This window comes from Pseudomonas sp. CHM02, assembly GCF_000612585.1.
Classification (GTDB): domain Bacteria; phylum Pseudomonadota; class Gammaproteobacteria; order Pseudomonadales; family Pseudomonadaceae; genus Aquipseudomonas.
In genome coordinates this window covers 74,440-93,027 of the sequence record NZ_JFCA01000033.1, presented here as the reverse complement: position 1 = coordinate 93,027, position 18,588 = coordinate 74,440, and the positions used below count along the sequence as shown (strand labels likewise).

Here is an 18,588-nt window from a genome sequence, read left to right as displayed (position 1 = left end):
CCAGGCACCGCATTCTTCCCGTTGAAACGCGCCGGCAGGCTTTGGGGCGGCTTCGCCACCCAGCGCGGGTGTAGCCCGCTCACCACGGGTATTTCGTTGGTCTTCAGAAACAACAAAGCCGCCCGAGGGCGGCTTTGTTGTTTCAGAGCACTTACTGGTTAGCCAGCTTGTGTTCCAGGTAGTGAATGTTCACACCACCCTCGCAGAAGCCTTCATCACGAACAAGGTCCCGGTGCAGCGGGATGTTGGTCTTGATGCCGTCGACCACGATTTCGTCCAGGGCGTTGCGCATACGGGCCATGGCCTCGTCGCGGGTGGCGCCCCAGGTGATCAGCTTGCCGATCAGCGAGTCGTAGTTGGACGGAACCTTGTAGCCGCTGTACAGGTGCGAATCCACACGTACGCCGTTGCCGCCTGGCGCATGGAAATGCTTGACCAGGCCGGGGCTTGGGATAAAGGTTTTCGGGTCTTCGGCGTTGATGCGGCACTCCAGGGAGTGACCGTGCATCTTCACGTCGTCCTGGGTGAAGGACAGCGGGTTGCCGGCGGCGATGCTCAGCATCTCCTTGACGATGTCGATACCGGTGACCATCTCCGAAACCGGGTGCTCTACCTGCACGCGAGTGTTCATCTCGATGAAGTAGAAACGACCGTTCTCGTAGAGGAACTCGAAGGTCCCGGCGCCACGGTAATTGATGTCGATGCACGCCTTGACGCAGCGAGCCAGTACTTCCTGGCGAGCCTTTTCATCCAGGCCCGGTGCCGGCGCTTCTTCCAGGACCTTCTGGTGACGGCGCTGCAGCGAGCAGTCGCGGTCGCCCAGGTGGATGGCGTGGCCCTGGCCGTCGGACAATACCTGCACTTCCACGTGACGTGGGTTGGTCAGGTACTTCTCCAGGTAGACCATCGGGTTGCCGAACCAGGCGCCCGCTTCGGAGCGAGTCTGCTTGGCGGCTTCGATCAGATCTTCTTCCTTGTGCACCACGCGCATGCCGCGACCACCACCGCCACCGGCGGCCTTGATGATCACCGGGTAACCGACTTCGCGACCAATGCGCAGGGCCGTTGCCTCGTCTTCAGGCAGCGGGCCGTCGGAACCAGGAACGGTTGGCACGCCGGCAGCGATCATGGCGTCCTTGGCCGAGACCTTGTCGCCCATCAGGCGAATGGTTTCGGCTTTCGGGCCGATGAAGGCAAACCCGGATTTTTCCACCTGTTCGGCGAAATCGGCGTTTTCCGCGAGGAAGCCGTAGCCCGGGTGGATGCCATCAGCGCCGGTCACTTCCGCGGCCGCGATGATGTTCGAGACTTTCAGGTACGAGTTCGTGGCCAGTGGCGGGCCGATGCAGATGCTTTCGTCCGCCAGTTTCACGTGCATCAATTCAGTATCGGCCGTCGAGTAAACAGCGACGGTCTTGATGCCCTCTTCCTTACAGGCGCGCAGGATACGCAGCGCGATCTCGCCGCGGTTGGCGATCAGGACTTTTTGCAGTTTCTTCGCAGGTTTCAACATCGAAGGCGCTCCGCGGTTCAAACGATGGTGAACAGCGGCTGGTCGTACTCAACCGGCTGACCGTTTTCTACCAGGATGGATTCGATGACGCCGGCTTTTTCAGCGGTGATGTGGTTCATCATCTTCATCGCTTCCACGATGCAGATGGTGTCGCCCACTTTCACGGTTGCGCCGACTTCAACGAAGGCTGGCGAGGTCGGTGCCGGGGTGCGGTAGAAGGTACCGACCATTGGCGACTTGACCACGAAGCCGTTCAGCGCAGGCGCGGCTGGGGCGGCAGGTGCAGCGGCAGCAGCGGGGGCGGCAGCAGGTGCAGCAGCGGCTGGAGCCGGCGCTTGCATCTGTGGCGCGTAGAACTGTTGGGCCGGGGTCTTGCTGTGACGGCTGATCCGTACGGACTCTTCGCCTTCCTTGATTTCCAGCTCGTCGATACCGGATTCTTCCAGCAGTTCGATCAGTTTCTTAACTTTACGGATATCCATGAATCATCAACTCCCAAAGGGTCGGTCAGGGGCGCTTGGCCGTTTCTTCAAGCTGTTCCAGGGCGGCCTCCAGGGCCAGTCGGTAACCGCTGGCGCCAAGGCCGCAGATCACTCCTACCGCTACGTCGGAGAAGTAAGAGTGATGGCGGAAAGGTTCGCGTTTGTGCACGTTCGACAAATGCACTTCGATGAATGGGATGCTCACCGCCAGCAACGCGTCACGTAATGCAACGCTTGTATGCGTAAAAGCGGCGGGATTGATCAGGATAAAGTCCACGCCTTCGCCGCGCGCGGCATGGATGCGATCAATCAATTCGTACTCGGCATTGCTTTGCAGGTAGAGCAGATGGTGGCCGGCTTCACGCGCCCTGCGTTCAAGATCGAGGTTGATCTGGTCCAGGGTGACTGCCCCGTAGACGCCCGGTTCACGGGTGCCGAGCAGGTTCAGGTTGGGTCCGTGAAGAACCAGTAAGGTCGCCATCGGCTGTTCCTTGTTATTGATGTGGGTACGGCAGAACCCGGCGACTATGCCGCAAAGCCTTTGTGACTGTCCAGTTCTATGCAGTAGCCAGCACGATTACCGAGGATGGCGCGAAATTTGTGACTGTGGCCCCGGATCCGGTCATGGGTAACACCGTCTCCAATCCTGTGGAGATCAAATGTGGGAGGGGGCTTGCCCCCGATAGCGGTGGATCAGTTATAGGTACTGAGGCTGACACACTGCAATCGGGGGCAAGCTCCCTCCCACATTTTTATACGCGGAAGGCTTGGACGGCCGTGTTGAGCTGCCCACCCAGCACCAGCAGGTGCTCGCCCTGGCGACGTCCCTGGCCGATACGCAGCAGATTGTCCTCACCCAATTGGTGAATCCGCTCACTGTTGTCGCGAATCTCACTCACGGCACCGCTTTGCTGCGCCGTCACATCGGCGATGCGCACGGCGGTGTCGGAAATGGTCTGGATCGCGCCGACGATTTCATCCAGCGCACCGTCCGCTGCCTGGGCCTGTTGGGCAGTGGCTTCGGCGTGTTCGACCTGGGCGCGCATGCCCTGCACCGATTGGTGGGCGGCGTTTTGCAGGCCGGCGATCAAGGTCTGGATTTCTGCCGTGGCGCCGGCGGTACGCTGGGCCAGGGAGCGAACCTCATCGGCGACCACGGCAAAACCACGGCCGGCTTCACCGGCGCGGGCGGCCTCGATGGCGGCGTTGAGGGCCAGCAGGTTGGTCTGGTCGGCAATGGCGCGAATCACCGTCAGGACGCCGCCGATGGTGGCGGATTCTTCGGCGAGTTTTTCGATCATTTGCGCGTTTTGCTGCACTTCGCCCACCAGGGCATGCAGCCCGGTCAGGCTCAGGCCGATCACGCGCTGGCCTTGCTCCACCGCCTGGCCGGCACTGCGACTGGCGCCCGCGGCCTGGCTGGCATCGCCGGCGACTTGCTGGATGGTCGCTTCCAGTTCGCCCAGCGAATCACGGATCTGTGCGGTATCCCCAGCCTGGCGTTCGGCACCGTCGTGCAGGCCGCTGCTCAGTTCGGCAAGGGCGCGGCTGCTGCCGGCGACTTCCTCGGCATTGCCACGAATGGTGCCGACCAAGTCCACCAGATAGGCGCGCAGGCGGTTCAACGAGGCTTCGATATAGTGCAGCTCGCGGTTGGTCTTGCCCAAGGCAATCGGCCGGCTGAAGTCACCTTCGGCCCAAATCGACAAGGCCGGTGCGAGGTTGGTCAGCACCCGTGCCAGGCGGCGTTGCAGGGTGTCGATGAGCAGTGCGATCAGCAGGATCAGGCCGATCATCACGCCTTGCATCAGGCGCACTTCGCCCTGGATCTTGCCGTGCTGCGCGCGCACGACCGGCTCCAGGCCGGCGATGGCTTGCTGCACGGCGTCGATTTTCAAGTGGGTGCTGGTGGCCAGGTCGGCGCGTTGCTGGATCTGTTCACGGGTGCGCTTGAGTTCGGCGGGGTAGCGGGTCAACAGGCTGTTGAGCTCGCGCTTGAGGTCGACGCCGGTGTCCTGGGCTTCGGTTTTTTCGGTGTTTTCCAGGCCCATCAGCGCAGAAAAATCATCCGTGTTGGAGTCGGCGCTGGCCTTCACCCCGAGCAACGGCAGTTGTTCCAGCAGGTCCGCCTGGCTGCGGATATTACCGACCTCACGCTCCACATCATCGGCTAATTCCGCGCGGCCGCTGCTCACCAGTTTGTCCCGGGCCAGGGACAGTTTGCCCAGGTGCTGGGACGCGGCGAGAAGGGGTGGCAGATAGCGTGCGGCTTCCGGGGAATTCACGCCGATAGCGTACTGGCTCAATTGCTCCAGGTTCGCCCCCAGCTCGCGCTCGGCCTGCAGCAGCAAGGCTTGTGGGTCGCCTGCGAGCTTGCCGGCAGCCAGCAAGTCGGTCTTGCTGAACGTGTCCAGCTCCACCAGGCTCGGGCGCAGGTTGTGCGCGAGGTCCGCCGGCAGTTCATCCAGGTGCTGCAACAGGCCTTCGAGGCTCTGGCTGGCGCTGCTCAGGCGCAGCGCATCGCCGCTGGCCAAGTAGTCGTCGATATTGCGCGCGGCCTGGTTCTGAAAGGTCTGCGACAGGCCAAGGTAGCGTTCCATCAGCAGATAAGGCCGCTCCAGCGCCCGTTGCGACCACCACAGCGTCGCCCCCAGCGCCAGGCACACGGCCACCAGAAGAAGGGTATTGAGATTGGTCAGCAGCTTCAGGCGCATGCGTGGTTTCAACCGACAGCAAAAGATAAGTGCCTGAAGTTATTGCGTTTGCATTACAAAGTTATGACCGAATCAGTGGATTCCGGTGAAAAGATGGCACTTTGCTTTGATGTGCGCGCGGCTTGTACGCGATTGCGTCCTGCATCCTTGGCGCGGTACAGCGCCTCATCGGCCTGGGCGGCCATCATCAGGCTGTCGGAGCCGTCGCACAGCTCCACCAGTCCGGCGCTGAACGTACACCACAAATCCTGGGGCTGGGCCGGGTAATGGATTTCGGCAAAGCGCCCGCGAATTTCATCCAGCACCCTGCACGCCGATTCCAGATCCGTATCGGGCATCACGATGGCGAACTCTTCACCGCCGTAGCGTCCGATGTAGTCGGTCTTGCGCAGACGTTGCTTGAGAAACAGCGCCAGGCTCTTGATCACGCGGTCGCCCATGGGGTGGCCGTGGCTGTCATTGACCCGCTTGAAGTGGTCGATATCGAGCATCGCAAAGCTCAGCGGCTTGTTTTCGCGACGTGCGCGAAAGCTGCAGTCTTCGAGCAGTTGCAGGATATGAGTGTGGTTGTACAGGCCGGTGAGGCTGTCGCGCACCATCCGCGCCTTGAGGTTGCGCGCACGGGCCGCACGGTTGCGCACGGTGGTGATCAGGTGGCGCGGCTTGATCGGCTTGGTGAGGAAGTCGTCGCCGCCTTCGCTCATGGCATCCAGTTGTTTGTCCAGGTCGTCCTCGGCCGACAGGTAGATGATCGGCACGCTGACATAACGGTCGTTGTGGCGGATCACCTTGGCCAGTTCGGTACCCGTACAGGCGGGCATATACATGTCGAGGATGATCAGGTCGGGCTGGAAGTCCGCCAGTTCGGCCATGGCCTGGATCGGCTCGATCAAGGTGCGGGTGACGATGCCGGCACTGTTGAGCAACCGCTCGGTGTGCAGCGCCTGGGCCCGCGAATCGTCGATGATCAGCACTTTATAGGGTTCGTACTGGGCGACGCAGGTCAGCACTTCGATCTTTTCCAGCAGGCTGGAGGCTTCCAGCGTTCCGGTCAGGAATTCCTGGCCGCCGGCGCGCACGGCGGCCAGGCGGGTGGGGGTGTCCGTTTCGTGCAGGCTGAAAAACAGCAGCGGCAGTTTTTGCTCCAGGCCTTCCTGGGCTTCGGCGGCGAGTTTGAGGCCCAGGCCGGCGCCGCAGAAATCCACGTCCATCACGATCGCCGAAGGCAAGCGCTCGGCCATCGACGCACGAAACGCGGCCACGCTGTCGAGGGGCTGGGCGCTCAAGCCAAAGAATTCCAGCTGCTTGGCCAGGCGCTCGGCGCGGTCGTGATCGGCCAGCATCACGTAGATCGGCTTGCGCATCGGCGGCAGGAAGGTTTGTTCCAGCTGGTCACCCTGGCGCAGGCCGGTGCGGGACAGGCGCTGCATCAAGCGATTGAGTTCGGTGATCAGGTGGCTGCTCAGGCGCCCACGGTTCTCGTCCACGGCCTTGAGGGATTCGCCGATGTGCAGCGCCAGTTGGCTGTGTTCCGGTTGTTCGAAACGCTCGGCAAAACGCAGCAGGCGCAGATTGGCCTCGCTGAGTTCGGAAAGGTCGGTGCCGGACCACTCGCTGCGTTGCAGGCGCTGCCAGATCTCAAGAATTTGACGTGCCTGATGAATTACCCGCTGGGCAAAATGCTGCTTGAGACGCTCACGGCTGGGGTCTTCTGGCTCGGTCATATCCTGACTACTAGTTAGGGTGCATGCTGAGGTCGACTGATGGCTCTATGCTAGCACCTCTTTTCCATGGGATGAGTGTCATACATCAATTAACTGCGTGTTCCGCGTATTCAGTTGCTGACCTGGTGGTCGCGCAGCGTAAAAAGCGTGCATCCTTTATAGTCGGATGCCCTCTGTGCGCCAGTTTGGTGAAAAGCCCCGCACGTGCGGGCACGATGGGGTAGGGTTGTGGTCGGAGTGTTTGAACGCACGCCATCAATTCAAGTGCATGAACTCAAGTGATTGAAAGGATATCGCCATGCTGGACTGGAAAAACCGTGCAGGCAGTGCCAAAGGCCCTGCGCCTGAGCCCAAGTCGGCCAACCGCAGCTATTTTCGTACCGTGCTGATGAGCCGTGCCGTGCTCAGTGTGCTCGGCCTGTACCTGTTGGTCACCGGTGGCCTGGGTTGGTACTGGAGCCAGGAGCCGGCACTGTTTCCGGTGCAGCAGAACGCCCAGCTTGCCGCCGAGAAGGAAGGCAAGCAAATGGTGGTGGGCTACACCACCGTCGAAACCCTCAAGACTGTGGTCGGCACCTTGCTGAACAAGCCGGGAGGCTACATTTCCAACGACCGTTTCCCGCCTGGCCTGTGGATGGACAACATGCCGAGCTGGGAATATGGCGTGCTGGTGCAGGTACGTGACCTGACGCGCGCCCTGCGCAAAGACTTCGCCCGCTCCCAGTCGCAATCGGCTGAAGACGCCGATTTGGCCAAGGCCGAGCCGCGTTTCAACTTCGACAACAAGAGCTGGGTGCTGCCGTCCAGCGAGTCGGAATACCAGGAAGGCATCAACTCCCTTAGCCGCTATGAAGCGCGCTTGTCCGACCCGAACCAGCGCGGCGCCTTGTTCTACGCGCGTGCCGACAACCTGAACAACTGGCTGGGTGATGTCGCCACCCGCCTGGGCTCGCTGTCGCAACGCCTGTCGGCCAGCGTTGGCCGGGTAAAACTCAACACGGCACTGAAAACCGAAGCCCTGGCGCCGGGTGAGGTGCCGCAGGTCGATGAAGAAGTGGTGGAAACCCCATGGATGCAGATCGACAATGTGTTCTATGAAGCCCGCGGTCAGGCCTGGGCCCTGTCGCACCTGCTGCGCGCCATCGAAGTCGACTTCGCCGATGTGTTGGCCAAGAAGAACGCCACCGTCAGCGTGCGCCAGATCATTCGTGAGCTGGAAGCTTCGCAGGAGCCGGTCTGGAGTCCCATGATCCTTAATGGCAGTGGCTTCGGCGTGCTGGCGAACCACTCGCTGGTGATGGCCAACTATATTTCCCGGGCCAACGCCGCAGTGATCGACTTGCGTCAGCTCCTCAACCAGGGTTGATGATGGACGCTACTCAAAAGGAGGCCGCACACCGCGCGGCTTCCGATGCCGAACTGATCTGCTGGGTCGACGAGCAGGACCACCTGCTCGGTACCCTGGTCAGGTCCGACTTGCGCCAGCGCGGCCTGATCGGCCGATGCACGTTTATCTTCCTGTTCAATTCGGCCGGTGAGCTGTGTGTGCATCGACGCACCCTGAGCAAAGCCATGTATCCCGGTTACTGGGACACGGCGGCGGGCGGGATGGTGGCGGCCGGCGAATCCTATTCACTGTCGGCAGCCCGCGAGCTGGAGGAAGAGCTGGGTGTCAGCGGGGTGGAGTTGGTCGAACATGACCATTTCTATTTCGAAGATGGCGACAGCCGGCTCTGGTGCAAATCCTACTCCGCCGTCTGGGACGGACCGCTGCGCCTGCAGCCGGAAGAGGTCATGGAAGCGCGCTTTTTACCCCTCGAAACAGTCCTCCAGGAGGCTGAACAAAAGCCTTACTGCCCGGACGCCCAAGAGGGGTTGCGGCGCTATCTGGCGTTGCGTCGCTAAAGTTGCATAAATTGGCGCCATTTGGCCCTTAGCAAGTCGCCTTTTTGTGGTTACACTGCGCGACTTTTCACCCGAACCACCTTTGTTTCACCCTGGAATCACCGTAGGAGCCGGCTTGCTGGCGGTGGCGTCCTCAAGACAGCTATCGCCGGCAAGCCGGCTCCTACAGGTGGGGGTGAACAGGGTGGTTTGGTAGCGCTGCCCCTGCCTGAGTGGGGCTTCGCGGTCGGTTTTTCCCTTTGCGGGTGCCGATCAGTCTTTGTCCTCCCAAGAGGATTGCCGGTGGCCAAAAAAGCCGCATCCTTCGCCGCCCTTGGTGGCCTGGTGTTTTCCACCGACGCAGGTCGACACTGCCCGGACTGTCGTCAGCCCGTGGATTCGTGTACCTGCAAACAGACCCTGATCCCTGAAGGCGACGGTATTGCCCGCGTGCGACGCGAGAGCAAAGGCCGTGGCGGCAAGACGGTGACCACCATCACCGGCGTGCCGCTGGCAGAAGACGCGCTGAAGGAACTTGCCACGGCGCTGAAAAAACGCTGTGGCACCGGTGGCGCGTTGAAAGACGGCGTCATCGAGATTCAGGGCGATCACGTCGAGTTGCTGTTGGCCGAGCTGATCAAGCTCGGGTACAAGGCCAAGAAGTCCGGCGGCTGAAAGCCTCTTCCCGACCTGTGTCTAAACTCTGTCCTGCGCGTGAGGTCCTACCTTGCACGCAGGCAAATCGTCATTTTCATTCTTTAGACTGCGCCAGCCTCAGAAAGGGGCGGTGCCTTCGACTTCATTTATAGGGGACTTCGATGTCCGTACGACGCACACGCAAAGACGATGGCAGCCAATGGACAGTTGCGGACAGCCGCAGTGTTTACGGGATTCGCCATTGGGGGGCCGGGTATTTCGCGATCAATGAAGCCGGTCGCGTAGAAGTCCGTCCGAACGGCCCGAACAGCACGCCTGTCGACCTGTACGAGCAAGTCGACGAGCTGCGCAAGAGCGGTCTGTCGTTGCCGCTGCTGGTGCGCTTCCCCGACATCCTGCAAGACCGCGTGCGCCAGCTCACCGGTGCGTTCGACGCCAATATCGAGCGCCTGGAATACCAGAGCAAGTACACCGCGCTGTACCCGATCAAGGTGAACCAGCAGGAAGCGGTGATCGAGAACATCATCGCCACCCAGAACGTGTCCATCGGCCTGGAAGCCGGCTCCAAGCCTGAGCTGCTGGCGGTATTGGCCCTGGCGCCGAAGGGCGGCACCATCGTCTGCAACGGTTACAAGGACCGTGAGTTCATCCGCCTCGCGCTGATGGGCCAGAAGCTCGGTCACAACGTGTTCATCGTGATCGAGAAAGAATCCGAAGTCGAACTGGTGATCGAAGAGGCCGCGAGCCTCAAGGTCAAGCCACAGGTCGGCCTGCGCGTACGTTTGTCGTCGCTGGCCTCGAGCAAGTGGGCCGACACCGGTGGCGAGAAGTCCAAGTTCGGTCTGTCGGCGGCGCAACTGCTGTCCGTGGTCGAGCGCTTCCGCGCGGCGGGCCTGGACCAGGGCATCCGCCTGCTGCACTTCCACATGGGCTCGCAGATCGCCAACCTGGCCGACTACCAACACGGTTTCAAGGAGGCCATCCGTTACTACGGCGAGCTGCGCAACCTCGGCCTGCCGGTGGACCACATCGACGTGGGCGGCGGCCTGGGCGTGGACTACGACGGTACGCATTCGCGTAACGCCAGCTCGATCAACTACGACATGGACGACTACGCCGGCGTGGTCGTGGGCATGCTCAAGGAGTTCTGCGACGCGCAGAGCCTGCCGCACCCGAACATCTTCTCCGAAAGCGGCCGTTCCCTGACCGCTCACCACGCCATGCTGGTGGTGCAGGTGACCGACGTCGAGAAACACAATGACGACGTGCCGGTGATCGAGAACAAGGAAAGCCTGCCGGAAACCGTGCAATGGCTGGTGGACCTGCTGGGTCCGACCGACATCGAAATGGTCACCGAAACCTACTGGCGCGCCACCCACTACATGAGCGACGTGGCCACCCAGTACGCCGACGGCAAACTGACCCTGGCCGAGAAAGCCCTGGCCGAGCAGTGCTACTTCGCCGTGTGCCGCCGCCTGCACAACTCGCTCAAGGCCCGTCAGCGCTCGCACCGCCAAGTGTTGGACGAACTCAACGACAAGCTGGCCGACAAGTACATCTGCAACTTCTCGGTGTTCCAGAGCCTGCCGGACACCTGGGCCATCGGCCAGGTCCTGCCGATCCTGCCGCTGCACCGCCTCGACGAAGAGCCGCTGCGCCGCGCCGTACTGCAAGACCTGACCTGCGACTCCGACGGCAAGATCAAGCAGTACGTCGACGAGCAGTCCATCGAGACCAGCCTGCCGGTGCACGCCTTGAACGAAGGCGAGGACTACTTGCTGGGCATCTTCCTGGTGGGGGCTTACCAGGAAATCCTCGGCGACATGCACAACCTGTTCGGTGACACCGATTCGGTGAACATCTACCAGCGTGAAGACGGTTCGGTGTACAGCGCCGGGATCGAGACCCACGACACCATCGAAGACATGCTGCGTTATGTGCACTTGTCGCCGGAAGAGTTGATGACGCATTACCGTGACAAGTGTGCGAGCGCGAAGATCAGTGCGGCGGAGCGTACCCAGTTCCTGGATGCGCTGCGTTTGGGCCTGACACGGTCTTCGTACCTGTCCTCATAACCGCGTACAACGTGCTCTTTGTGGTGAGCGAGCTTGCCTCGCGCGGGGCAAGCCCGCTCACCACATAAGTTTGTCTTCACAGGTATAAGGGGTTGGCGATGTCGAGAGTATTCTTGCAAGCGTTTACCCTGGCCGTCGCGGCATGCCTTGCGGCCTGTTCCCCCATCAATGTGCTCAACGCACTCACCCCTTCCAGCACGTTTACCAGAACCTCTGCCATCGCCTACGGCGATGATCCCCGCCATAAACTCGATATCTACCGGCCAGCTCCCGCTATCTCCAACGCCCCCGTGGTGGTGTTCTTCTACGGCGGCAGCTGGAACAGCGGCTCCAGGGACGACTATGGTTTCGTCGGCGAAGCCCTGGCCTCACGCGGCATCGTGGTGGTGATCGCCGATTACCGGCTTTACCCGCAAGTGCGATATCCCGCCTTCCTCCAAGACAACGCCCACGCCGTTGCCTGGACCTATCAACACATCGCCGAACACGGTGGTGATCCCCACCAGCTCTATGTAATGGGGCATAGCTCGGGCGCCTATAACGCGTCGATGCTGGCGCTGGATGCGCGTTGGCTGAAAGAGGTTGGCCTGACGCCGTCAATCTTCAAAGGCTGGATCGGCCTGGCCGGCCCCTATGACTTCCTGCCGATTGAAAACCCTGAGGTGAAACCGGTGTTTTTCTTCCCTGATTCACCGCCGGATTCCCAGCCGATCAACCACGTAAGCGCCAGCGCACCGCCGAGTCTGTTGATGGCCTCGACGGACGACAAGCTGGTCAACCCCACACGCAATACCGGCGGGTTGGCTGACAAGTTGCGGGGGGCAGGTGTTCCAGTGGAGGTGTTCTATTTTGGCAAGACCAATCACCAGACGCTGGTGGCTGCAATCGCTAAACCGCTGCGCTGGTTGGCACCGGTATTGGACCGGGTGACAGCGTTTATCCAAGCCACTGATCCTGCCGGTTCAAGCGCCAGGCAATCGCCCACAGAGTGAGGCTGCGCAAAGCCATGAACAGCAGGAAAGTTATCCACAGCCCGTGGTTACCCAAGGCCTGCAATGCCCAGGCGAATGGCAAGGTCAGCAGCACCGTCAGCAGCATGCCGTTGCGCATTTCCCGCGCGCGGGTTGCGCCGATGAACAGGCCATCCAGCAGGTAGCTCCACACTGCAATCAACGGCAGCACGGCCAGATACGGCAGGTAGAGGTCGGCGGTTTCGCGCACGCTGGGGATGTCGGTCTGCATGGCGATGAACAGGTGGCCGGCAACGGTGAACAGCAGGGCGAAACCGATGCTGGCGATCAGCGACCAACCCCCGGCCACCACCAGCGAGCGGCGCAGGGACTGGCGGTCATGGGCGCCGATGGCGTGGCCGCACAGGGCTTCTACCGCATGGGCCAAGCCATCCAGGGCGTGGGCGGTCAGCAGCAGGCCGTTGAGCAATAATGCATTGGCCGCCACGGTGGCGTCACCGAGGCGGGCGCCTTGAACGGTGATCATGAAAAACACCGATTGCAGCGCGAGGCTGCGGATAAAAATGTCGCGGTTGACCGCCAGCAGCGGGCGCCAGCTCTCCCACGCTTTCAACGCTGCCCAGGCGATATGACCGGGGTAGGCGCGCAGGGCTTTTTGCGTCATCGCCAGGCCGAGCAAGGCGCCGGTCCATTCCGCCACAACGGACGCACGTGCCGAACCGACCACGCCCCAATCCAGCCCGAGTACGAACCACAGGTTCAGGGCGATGTTGACCAGGTTGGTGGTCAGCAGGATCGCCAGCGGCGCCCGGGCGTTCTGCGTGCCGAGGAACCAACCGACCAATGCGTAGCTGGCAAGGGCGGCGGGTAGGCCGAACAGGCGGGTGTGGAAAAAATCTTGAGTCAGTTGATTGAGTTCGGCTGAGGGCTGCATCCATTCCAGGGCCAGATGGCTCAGCGGAATGCCGACAGTGCCCAACAGCATTGCCAGGCCGAGTGCGAGCAGCAGGCCCTGCAGCAGGATTTGTCGCAGCGCCGCCCCGTCATTGCGCCCGGCGGCCTGGGCAGCGAAACCGGTGGAGCCCATGCGCAGGAAACCCATGGCCCAGGCGAGAAAGGTATACAGGCTGGCGCCAACGGCCACGGCGCCCAACTGGTGTGCATGGGGCAGGTGGCCGATGACCATGCTGTCGACCAGGGCCACTAGCGGCACCGAGATATTCGACAGGATCATCGGCGCGGCCAGGGCCCAGACGCGGCGGTGGGTGGGGCGGTGGCGCCAGTCGGTGAGTAAGGTGGACATGCGGGCTCCTCAGGGGCACGCATTGTAACCGGGCGGGAAACCAATGTAGGAGCGAGCTTGCTCGCAAAAAACGCACGGGCGCCGCTTTCTTCCCAGTTTATTGCGTCATCGTTGACGATTTTCGCGGGCAAGCTCCGCTCCTACGGGGCTTTGGTGGTTGTGGGGTTTGGCTGGGTTTGAGAGCTTCAAGAACCAAATCACCCTCCGTCGGTCAATGTGACCAGCACCACATCGGCTCCCTCCGGGCTGATATATAGTTCACCCCTCGGATTCCTCTCACGACGAGTGCCCCATGCTTAACAAAGGACTGTTCCTGGCCTGTGCGCTGGCCCTGCTGAGCGCCTGCGATTCCTCCGATAAACCGGCCGCCCCGACCGCGCCCGCAGCGGCGACAGTGGCACCCAGACCGGCCAAGGCGGCGGTGGATGTGCCGGCGCTGAAACAGCGCTACGCCGGGCGTGAGTTGAGTGTGGTGGACGTGTCCGAGGTGCAGCTCGACGGGGCAAGCACCTTGTCAGTGAGCTTTTCCATTCCGCTGGATCCCGAGCAGAAATTCGCTGACAAACTTCATCTGGTGGACAGCAAGTCCGGCAAGGTCGATGGCGCCTGGGAAATCTCCGACAACCTGATGGAACTGCGCCTGCGCCATCTGGAGCCGCAGCGCAAACTGGTGCTGACGGTTGATCCCGGTGTGAGGGCGGTGAATAACAACCTGCTGCCCGCCGAGTACATTGCCCGTCTCGAAACCCGGGACCTGCAAGCCACCGTCGGCTTCGCCAGCCGTGGCACCCTGTTGCCGACCCGCCTGGCCGAGGGCCTGCCGGTGATCGCGCTGAACGTCGACAAGATCGATGTCGAATTCTTCCGCATCAAGCCTGAATCCCTGCCGTCATTCCTGGCGCAGTGGGGGCGCAACACCAGCCTGCAAAGTTATGAATCCCGCGAGCTGCTGCCGATGGCCGACCTGGTCTATGGCGGGCGTTTCGACCTGAACCCGGCGCGCAATACCCGCGAAACCCTGCTGCTGCCAATTGCCGGCCTCAAGCAACTGCAACAGCCGGGCGTGTACCTGGCGGTGATGCGCGCCTCGGGTACCTACAACTATTCGCAACCGGCGACGCTGTTCACCTTGAGTGACATCGGCCTGTCGGTGCACCGCTACGCCAATCGCCTGGATGTGTTTACCCAGGCCCTGGAAGGCGGCAAGGCACTGGATGGCGTCGACCTCGAAGTGCTCGACGCCGAAGGCCGCGTGCTGGGCCAGGGCAAGACCGAAAAGGGCGGCCACGCTGAACTGCCACTGCCGAAAAAGGCCCAGGTACTGCTGGCCAAGCAGGGCGAACAGACCAGCTTGTTGCGCCTCGACAGCGCGGCACTGGACCTGGCTGAGTTCGACATCGGCGGCCAACCGTCCCACCCGTTGCAGTTCTTTGTGTTCGGCCCGCGTGACCTGTATCGCCCCGGCGAAACAGTGCTGCTCAACGCCTTGCTGCGGGACAAGGATGGCAATGCCGTCAAACCGCAGCCGGTGAGCGTCGAAGTGCGCCGCCCGGACGAGCAGGTCAGCCGCAAATTCGTCTGGGAGGCCGATGCCTCCGGTCTCTATCAATATCAACTGCAACTGGCCGGCGAAGCACCGACCGGGCGCTGGCAACTGGTGTTCGACCTGGGCAATGGCAAGCCGCAGTTGTATGAATTCCTCGTCGAAGACTTCCTGCCCGAGCGCCTGGCGCTGGAGCTCAAGGGCAGCGACACACCGTTGAGCCCGACCGACGATGCTGTGATCCAGGTCAACGGTCGTTACCTGTACGGCGCGCCCGCATCGGGCAACCGCGTCAGTGGGCAGGTGTATGTGCGGCCGTTGCGCGAAGCGGTCAAGTCGCTGCCGGGCTACCAGTTCGGTTCCGTCACCGAAGAAGAGTTGAGCCAGGATTTCGAGCTAGAGGAAAGCGTGCTCGACGCCAAGGGCCAGGAAGCACTGACCCTGGAAAGCAAGTGGGCCGAGGCCAAGTCGCCGTTGCAACTGATCGTGCAGGCCAGCCTGCAAGAGTCGGGCGGGCGACCGATCACCCGGCGCCTGGTGCAGCCGATCTGGCCAGCCGAGCAATTGCCGGGCCTGCGCGGGTTGTTTGACGGCACGGAAACCAATGGCGATGGCCCGGCGGAATTCGAAGTGCTGCTGGCCAACCAGGACGGGCAGAAACTCGCTGCGCAAAACCTCAAGGTGCGCCTGGTGCGTGAGCGCCGCGACTACTACTGGAACTACTCCGAGAGCGATGGCTGGAGCTACCACTTCAACGAGAAATTCCTCAACCTCGACGAACAGACCCTGAACATCAAGGCCGGCGACACGGCCAAGGTCAGCTTCCAGGTGGAGTGGGGCCCGTACCGCGTCGAAGTCGAAGACCCGCAGACCGGGCTGGTCAGCAGCCTGCGCTTCTGGGCCGGCTACCAGGCCCAGGACAACACCGAAGGCGGCGCGGTGCGGCCGGACCAGGTCAAGCTGGCGCTGGACAAGCCCGCGTATGGCGACGGCGATACCGCCAATGTCACCGTAACGCCGCCGGCGGCCGGTAAAGGCTACCTGCTGGTGGAGTCCGCCGAAGGGCCGTTGTGGTGGCAGGAAATCGATGTGCCGGCCGAAGGCAAAAGCTTCGCCGTGAAGCTCGACCCGAAATGGTCGCGCCATGACCTGTACGTCAGTGCCCTGGTGATTCGCCCCGGCGAGCGCAAAGCCAATATCACCCCCAAACGTGCGGTGGGCCTGCTGCACCTGCCTTTGGATCGTACCCAGCGCAAACTCGGGGTGACCCTTGCAGCACCGGAAAAAATGCGCCCCAAACAACCGCTGACGGTGAAAGTCGCCGCCAGGAATGCCGATGGCAGCGTGCCGAAACAGGTGCATGTGCTGGTGGCCGCGGTGGACGTGGGTATCCTCAATATCACCGAATACCCGACGCCGGATCCGTACTCCAGCCTGTTCGGTCGCAAGGCTTATGGCGTGGACCAATTCGATATCTACGGCCAGTTGATCGAAGCCGGGCAGGGCCGTCTGGCCAGCCTGGCGTTTGGGGGGGATGCGGCGTTGGCCAAGGGCGGCAAGCGCCCGGACACCAGTGTGACCATCGTCGCCCTGCAAAGCGCGCCGGTGACTTTGAATGAGCAAGGCGAAGGTGAAGTCAGCGTCAATATTCCCGACTTCAACGGCGAACTGCGGCTGATGGCCCAGGCTTGGACCGACGACCGCTACGGCATGGCCGAAGCCAAGACGGTGATCGCAGCACCGCTGATTGCCGAGCTGTCGGCACCGCGCTTCCTCGCCGGTGGTGACCAGACGACGCTGGCCCTGGACCTGTCCAACCTGTCGGGCAAGGCGCAGACGCTCGATGTGCAACTGAGCGCCGACGGGCAGTTGGAGTTGGTGAACGGTGGCGCGCAGACCGTCGAGCTGAAACAAGGCCAGCGCACCACCCTGCGCATTCCGGTGAAAGCCTGGGGCGGGTTGGGCCAGGGCAAGGTCAAGGTGACCGTGAATGGCCTGGACCTGCCGGGCGAGAACCTGCCGCCGTTCACCCGTGAATGGACGCTGGGCGTGCGACCTGCATATCCGGCACTGCTCAAGCATTACCGTGCGGTGCTCAAGGATCTGCCATGGAGCCTGCCGGTGGGCACCCTGGATCAATTCGATGCCTCGGGGCGCCAGGCGCTGCTGAGCCTGTCGAGCCGGCCACCGCTGAACCTCGGTGCGCAGATCAGCGCACTCAAGGCCTACCCGTACGGTTGCCTGGAACAGACTGCGAGCGGCCTGTACCCGTCGCTGTATGCCGACGATGCATTGCTCAAGCGCCTGTCGATCAAAGGCGAGTCGGACAGCGAGCGCAAACGCAAGATCGAGCTGGGTATCGAACGCCTGCTGGGCATGCAGCGCTACAACGGCAGCTTTGGTTTGTGGGGCGCCGATGGCGAAGAAGAATACTGGCTGACGGCTTACGTCACCGACTTCCTGCTGCGTGCCCGCGACCAAGGCTTTGCCGTACCGCCTGAAGCGTTGAAGAAGGCCAGCGAGCGCCTGCTGCGGTACGTGCAGGAACGCAACCTGATCGACGTCGACTACAGCGATAACGCCGACCACACCCGCTTTGCCGTGCAGGCCTACGCCGGCATGGTGCTGGCGCGCAGTCAGCAGGCGCCGCTGGGCGCGCTGCGCAGCATCTTCGAACGACGCAGCGATGCGCGCTCCGGTTTGCCGCTGGTGCAATTGGCTATCGCATTGCAGAAGATGGGCGACCAGCCGCGTGCGGACCAAGCCTTGCTCGCCGGGCTGGCGGCGCAGCGCAACGCCAATGAATGGCTGGCCGACTACGGCAGCCCGCTGCGGGACCAGGCGATGATCCTGGCCCTGCTGGAAGAGAACGACCTGGCCAAGGGCAAGCGAGAGGAGCGCTTGTTTACACTGTCGGATCAGTTGGCGGCCAGCCCGTATCTGTCGACCCAGGAGCGCAATTCACTGTTCCTGGCGGGGCGCCTCGGGTTCGCCAAGCCGGACGCTAACTGGCAGGTGTCGCTCACCGGCAGTGGCGGTGTGCAGGCATTGAACAATCAGCAGCCGACGCTGGAGTTGGAAGGCAAGCTGCTGTCCAGTGACTTGAGCCTGAGCAATCAGGGCGAGACGCCGGTGTACCAGCAACTGACGATCTCGGGTTATCCACAGGTGCCACCGGCGCCTGGCGGTGACAACCTGAGCATTCGCCGCGAATACCTGGGCATGAATGGCCAGCCGCTGAACCTGCGCAGCCTCAACAGCGGTGATCTGGTGCTGGTGCATTTGGCGGTTGGCGCCAAGCAGCGTGTGCCGGATGCCCTGGTCGTGGACCTGTTGCCGGCCGGCCTGGAGCTGGAAAACCAGAACCTGGCGCAAAGTGCCGCCAGCCTGGAAAACGCCAGCAGCCAGGTGAAGGAGTGGCGTGAGTCGATGCAGAACGCGTCCCTCAAGCACCAGGAGTTCCGCGACGACCGTTATGTGGCGGCGATCAATCTGGACGGCTCTGGCACTACGCACCTGCTGTATCTGGCGCGTGCCGTGACGCCGGGTACGTATCGTGTGCCGCCGCCGCAGGTGGAGTCGATGTACCGGCCGAACTGGCAGGCAGTCGGGGACACGCCGGCGGATCTGGTGATCAAGGGGCGGTGACGGTCTCAGCTTGAAATGGAGATCAAATGTGGGAGCGAGCTTGCTCGCGAATGCGGAGTGTCAGTTAGCGTCTC

Annotated in this window: 12 protein-coding genes; 6 read left to right on the top strand and 6 right to left on the bottom strand. The window is 62.2% G+C overall.

Annotated elements, in window-relative coordinates:
• Window positions 1-151: 151 nt before the first annotated feature.
• The 5 genes from accC to BM70_RS0120000 all read right to left on the bottom strand — a co-directional run bounded on the left by accC (window position 152) and on the right by BM70_RS0120000 (window position 6,433).
• On the bottom strand, window positions 152-1,513 hold the full coding sequence (gene accC, locus BM70_RS0120020) for an acetyl-CoA carboxylase biotin carboxylase subunit (RefSeq protein WP_025857634.1): 1,362 nt from the start codon (window positions 1,511-1,513) through the stop codon (window positions 152-154).
• Window positions 1,514-1,530: 17 nt separating this feature from the next.
• Entirely contained in the window at window positions 1,531-1,995 is a 465-nt protein-coding gene (gene accB / locus BM70_RS0120015) for an acetyl-CoA carboxylase biotin carboxyl carrier protein (protein ID WP_010213489.1), read from the bottom strand.
• 25 nt (window positions 1,996-2,020) lie between these two features.
• Window positions 2,021-2,476: a type II 3-dehydroquinate dehydratase gene (gene aroQ / locus BM70_RS0120010; protein WP_025857633.1), complete on the bottom strand. Its 456-nt coding sequence runs from the start codon at window positions 2,474-2,476 to the stop codon at window positions 2,021-2,023.
• A 271-nt stretch (window positions 2,477-2,747) separates the two neighbouring features.
• Window positions 2,748-3,296: a methyl-accepting chemotaxis protein gene (locus BM70_RS33965; protein ID WP_371262172.1), complete on the bottom strand. Its 549-nt coding sequence runs from the start codon at window positions 3,294-3,296 to the stop codon at window positions 2,748-2,750.
• A 1,466-nt stretch (window positions 3,297-4,762) separates the two neighbouring features.
• A complete protein-coding gene (locus BM70_RS0120000; RefSeq protein WP_025857631.1) occupies window positions 4,763-6,433 on the bottom strand; it encodes a PleD family two-component system response regulator in 1,671 nt (556 codons plus the stop codon).
• Between the two features lie 388 nt (window positions 6,434-6,821).
• Here BM70_RS0120000 and BM70_RS0119995 point away from each other — a divergent pair, with 388 nt between their 5' ends.
• The 5 genes from BM70_RS0119995 to BM70_RS0119975 all read left to right on the top strand — a co-directional run bounded on the left by BM70_RS0119995 (window position 6,822) and on the right by BM70_RS0119975 (window position 12,041).
• Window positions 6,822-7,799, top strand: coding sequence for a DUF2333 family protein (locus BM70_RS0119995; protein WP_371262171.1), 978 nt, complete (start codon window positions 6,822-6,824; stop codon window positions 7,797-7,799).
• A gap of 2 nt (window positions 7,800-7,801) precedes the next feature.
• Window positions 7,802-8,338, top strand: coding sequence for an NUDIX hydrolase (locus BM70_RS0119990; protein WP_025857629.1), 537 nt, complete (start codon window positions 7,802-7,804; stop codon window positions 8,336-8,338).
• Window positions 8,339-8,620: 282 nt separating this feature from the next.
• A complete protein-coding gene (locus BM70_RS0119985) occupies window positions 8,621-8,992 on the top strand; it encodes a translation initiation factor Sui1 (RefSeq protein ID WP_025857628.1) in 372 nt (123 codons plus the stop codon).
• 143 nt (window positions 8,993-9,135) lie between these two features.
• On the top strand, window positions 9,136-11,049 hold the full coding sequence (speA, locus tag BM70_RS0119980) for an arginine decarboxylase (RefSeq protein ID WP_025857627.1): 1,914 nt from the start codon (window positions 9,136-9,138) through the stop codon (window positions 11,047-11,049).
• 98 nt (window positions 11,050-11,147) lie between these two features.
• Entirely contained in the window at window positions 11,148-12,041 is an 894-nt protein-coding gene (locus tag BM70_RS0119975; RefSeq protein WP_025857626.1) for an alpha/beta hydrolase, read from the top strand.
• Here BM70_RS0119975 and BM70_RS0119970 read toward each other — a convergent pair.
• The gene (locus BM70_RS0119970) at window positions 11,986-13,323 is read right to left on the bottom strand and encodes an MATE family efflux transporter (RefSeq protein WP_025857625.1); all 1,338 of its coding nucleotides are present in this window, start codon (window positions 13,321-13,323) and stop codon (window positions 11,986-11,988) included. The genes BM70_RS0119975 and BM70_RS0119970 overlap by 56 nt on opposite strands.
• A 292-nt stretch (window positions 13,324-13,615) precedes the next feature.
• On the opposite strand from BM70_RS0119970, the gene BM70_RS0119965 reads away from it, so the two are divergent.
• Entirely contained in the window at window positions 13,616-18,514 is a 4,899-nt protein-coding gene (locus BM70_RS0119965; RefSeq protein ID WP_025857624.1) for an alpha-2-macroglobulin, read from the top strand.
• The last annotated feature ends 74 nt before the right edge of the window (window positions 18,515-18,588 follow it).

Coding starts and splice junctions, on each gene's coding strand:
- accC (WP_025857634.1), bottom strand. CDS start 1,513: ATGTTGAAACCTGCGAAGAAACTGCAAAAAGTCCTGATCGCCAACCGC.
- accB (WP_010213489.1), bottom strand. CDS start 1,995: ATGGATATCCGTAAAGTTAAGAAACTGATCGAACTGCTGGAAGAATCC.
- aroQ (WP_025857633.1), bottom strand. CDS start 2,476: ATGGCGACCTTACTGGTTCTTCACGGACCCAACCTGAACCTGCTCGGC.
- BM70_RS33965 (WP_371262172.1), bottom strand. CDS start 3,296: ATGATCGAAAAACTCGCCGAAGAATCCGCCACCATCGGCGGCGTCCTG.
- BM70_RS0120000 (WP_025857631.1), bottom strand. CDS start 6,433: ATGACCGAGCCAGAAGACCCCAGCCGTGAGCGTCTCAAGCAGCATTTT.
- BM70_RS0119995 (WP_371262171.1), top strand. CDS start 6,822: ATGAGCCGTGCCGTGCTCAGTGTGCTCGGCCTGTACCTGTTGGTCACC.
- BM70_RS0119990 (WP_025857629.1), top strand. CDS start 7,802: ATGGACGCTACTCAAAAGGAGGCCGCACACCGCGCGGCTTCCGATGCC.
- speA (WP_025857627.1), top strand. CDS start 9,136: ATGTCCGTACGACGCACACGCAAAGACGATGGCAGCCAATGGACAGTT.
- BM70_RS0119975 (WP_025857626.1), top strand. CDS start 11,148: ATGTCGAGAGTATTCTTGCAAGCGTTTACCCTGGCCGTCGCGGCATGC.
- BM70_RS0119970 (WP_025857625.1), bottom strand. CDS start 13,323: ATGTCCACCTTACTCACCGACTGGCGCCACCGCCCCACCCACCGCCGC.
- BM70_RS0119965 (WP_025857624.1), top strand. CDS start 13,616: ATGCTTAACAAAGGACTGTTCCTGGCCTGTGCGCTGGCCCTGCTGAGC.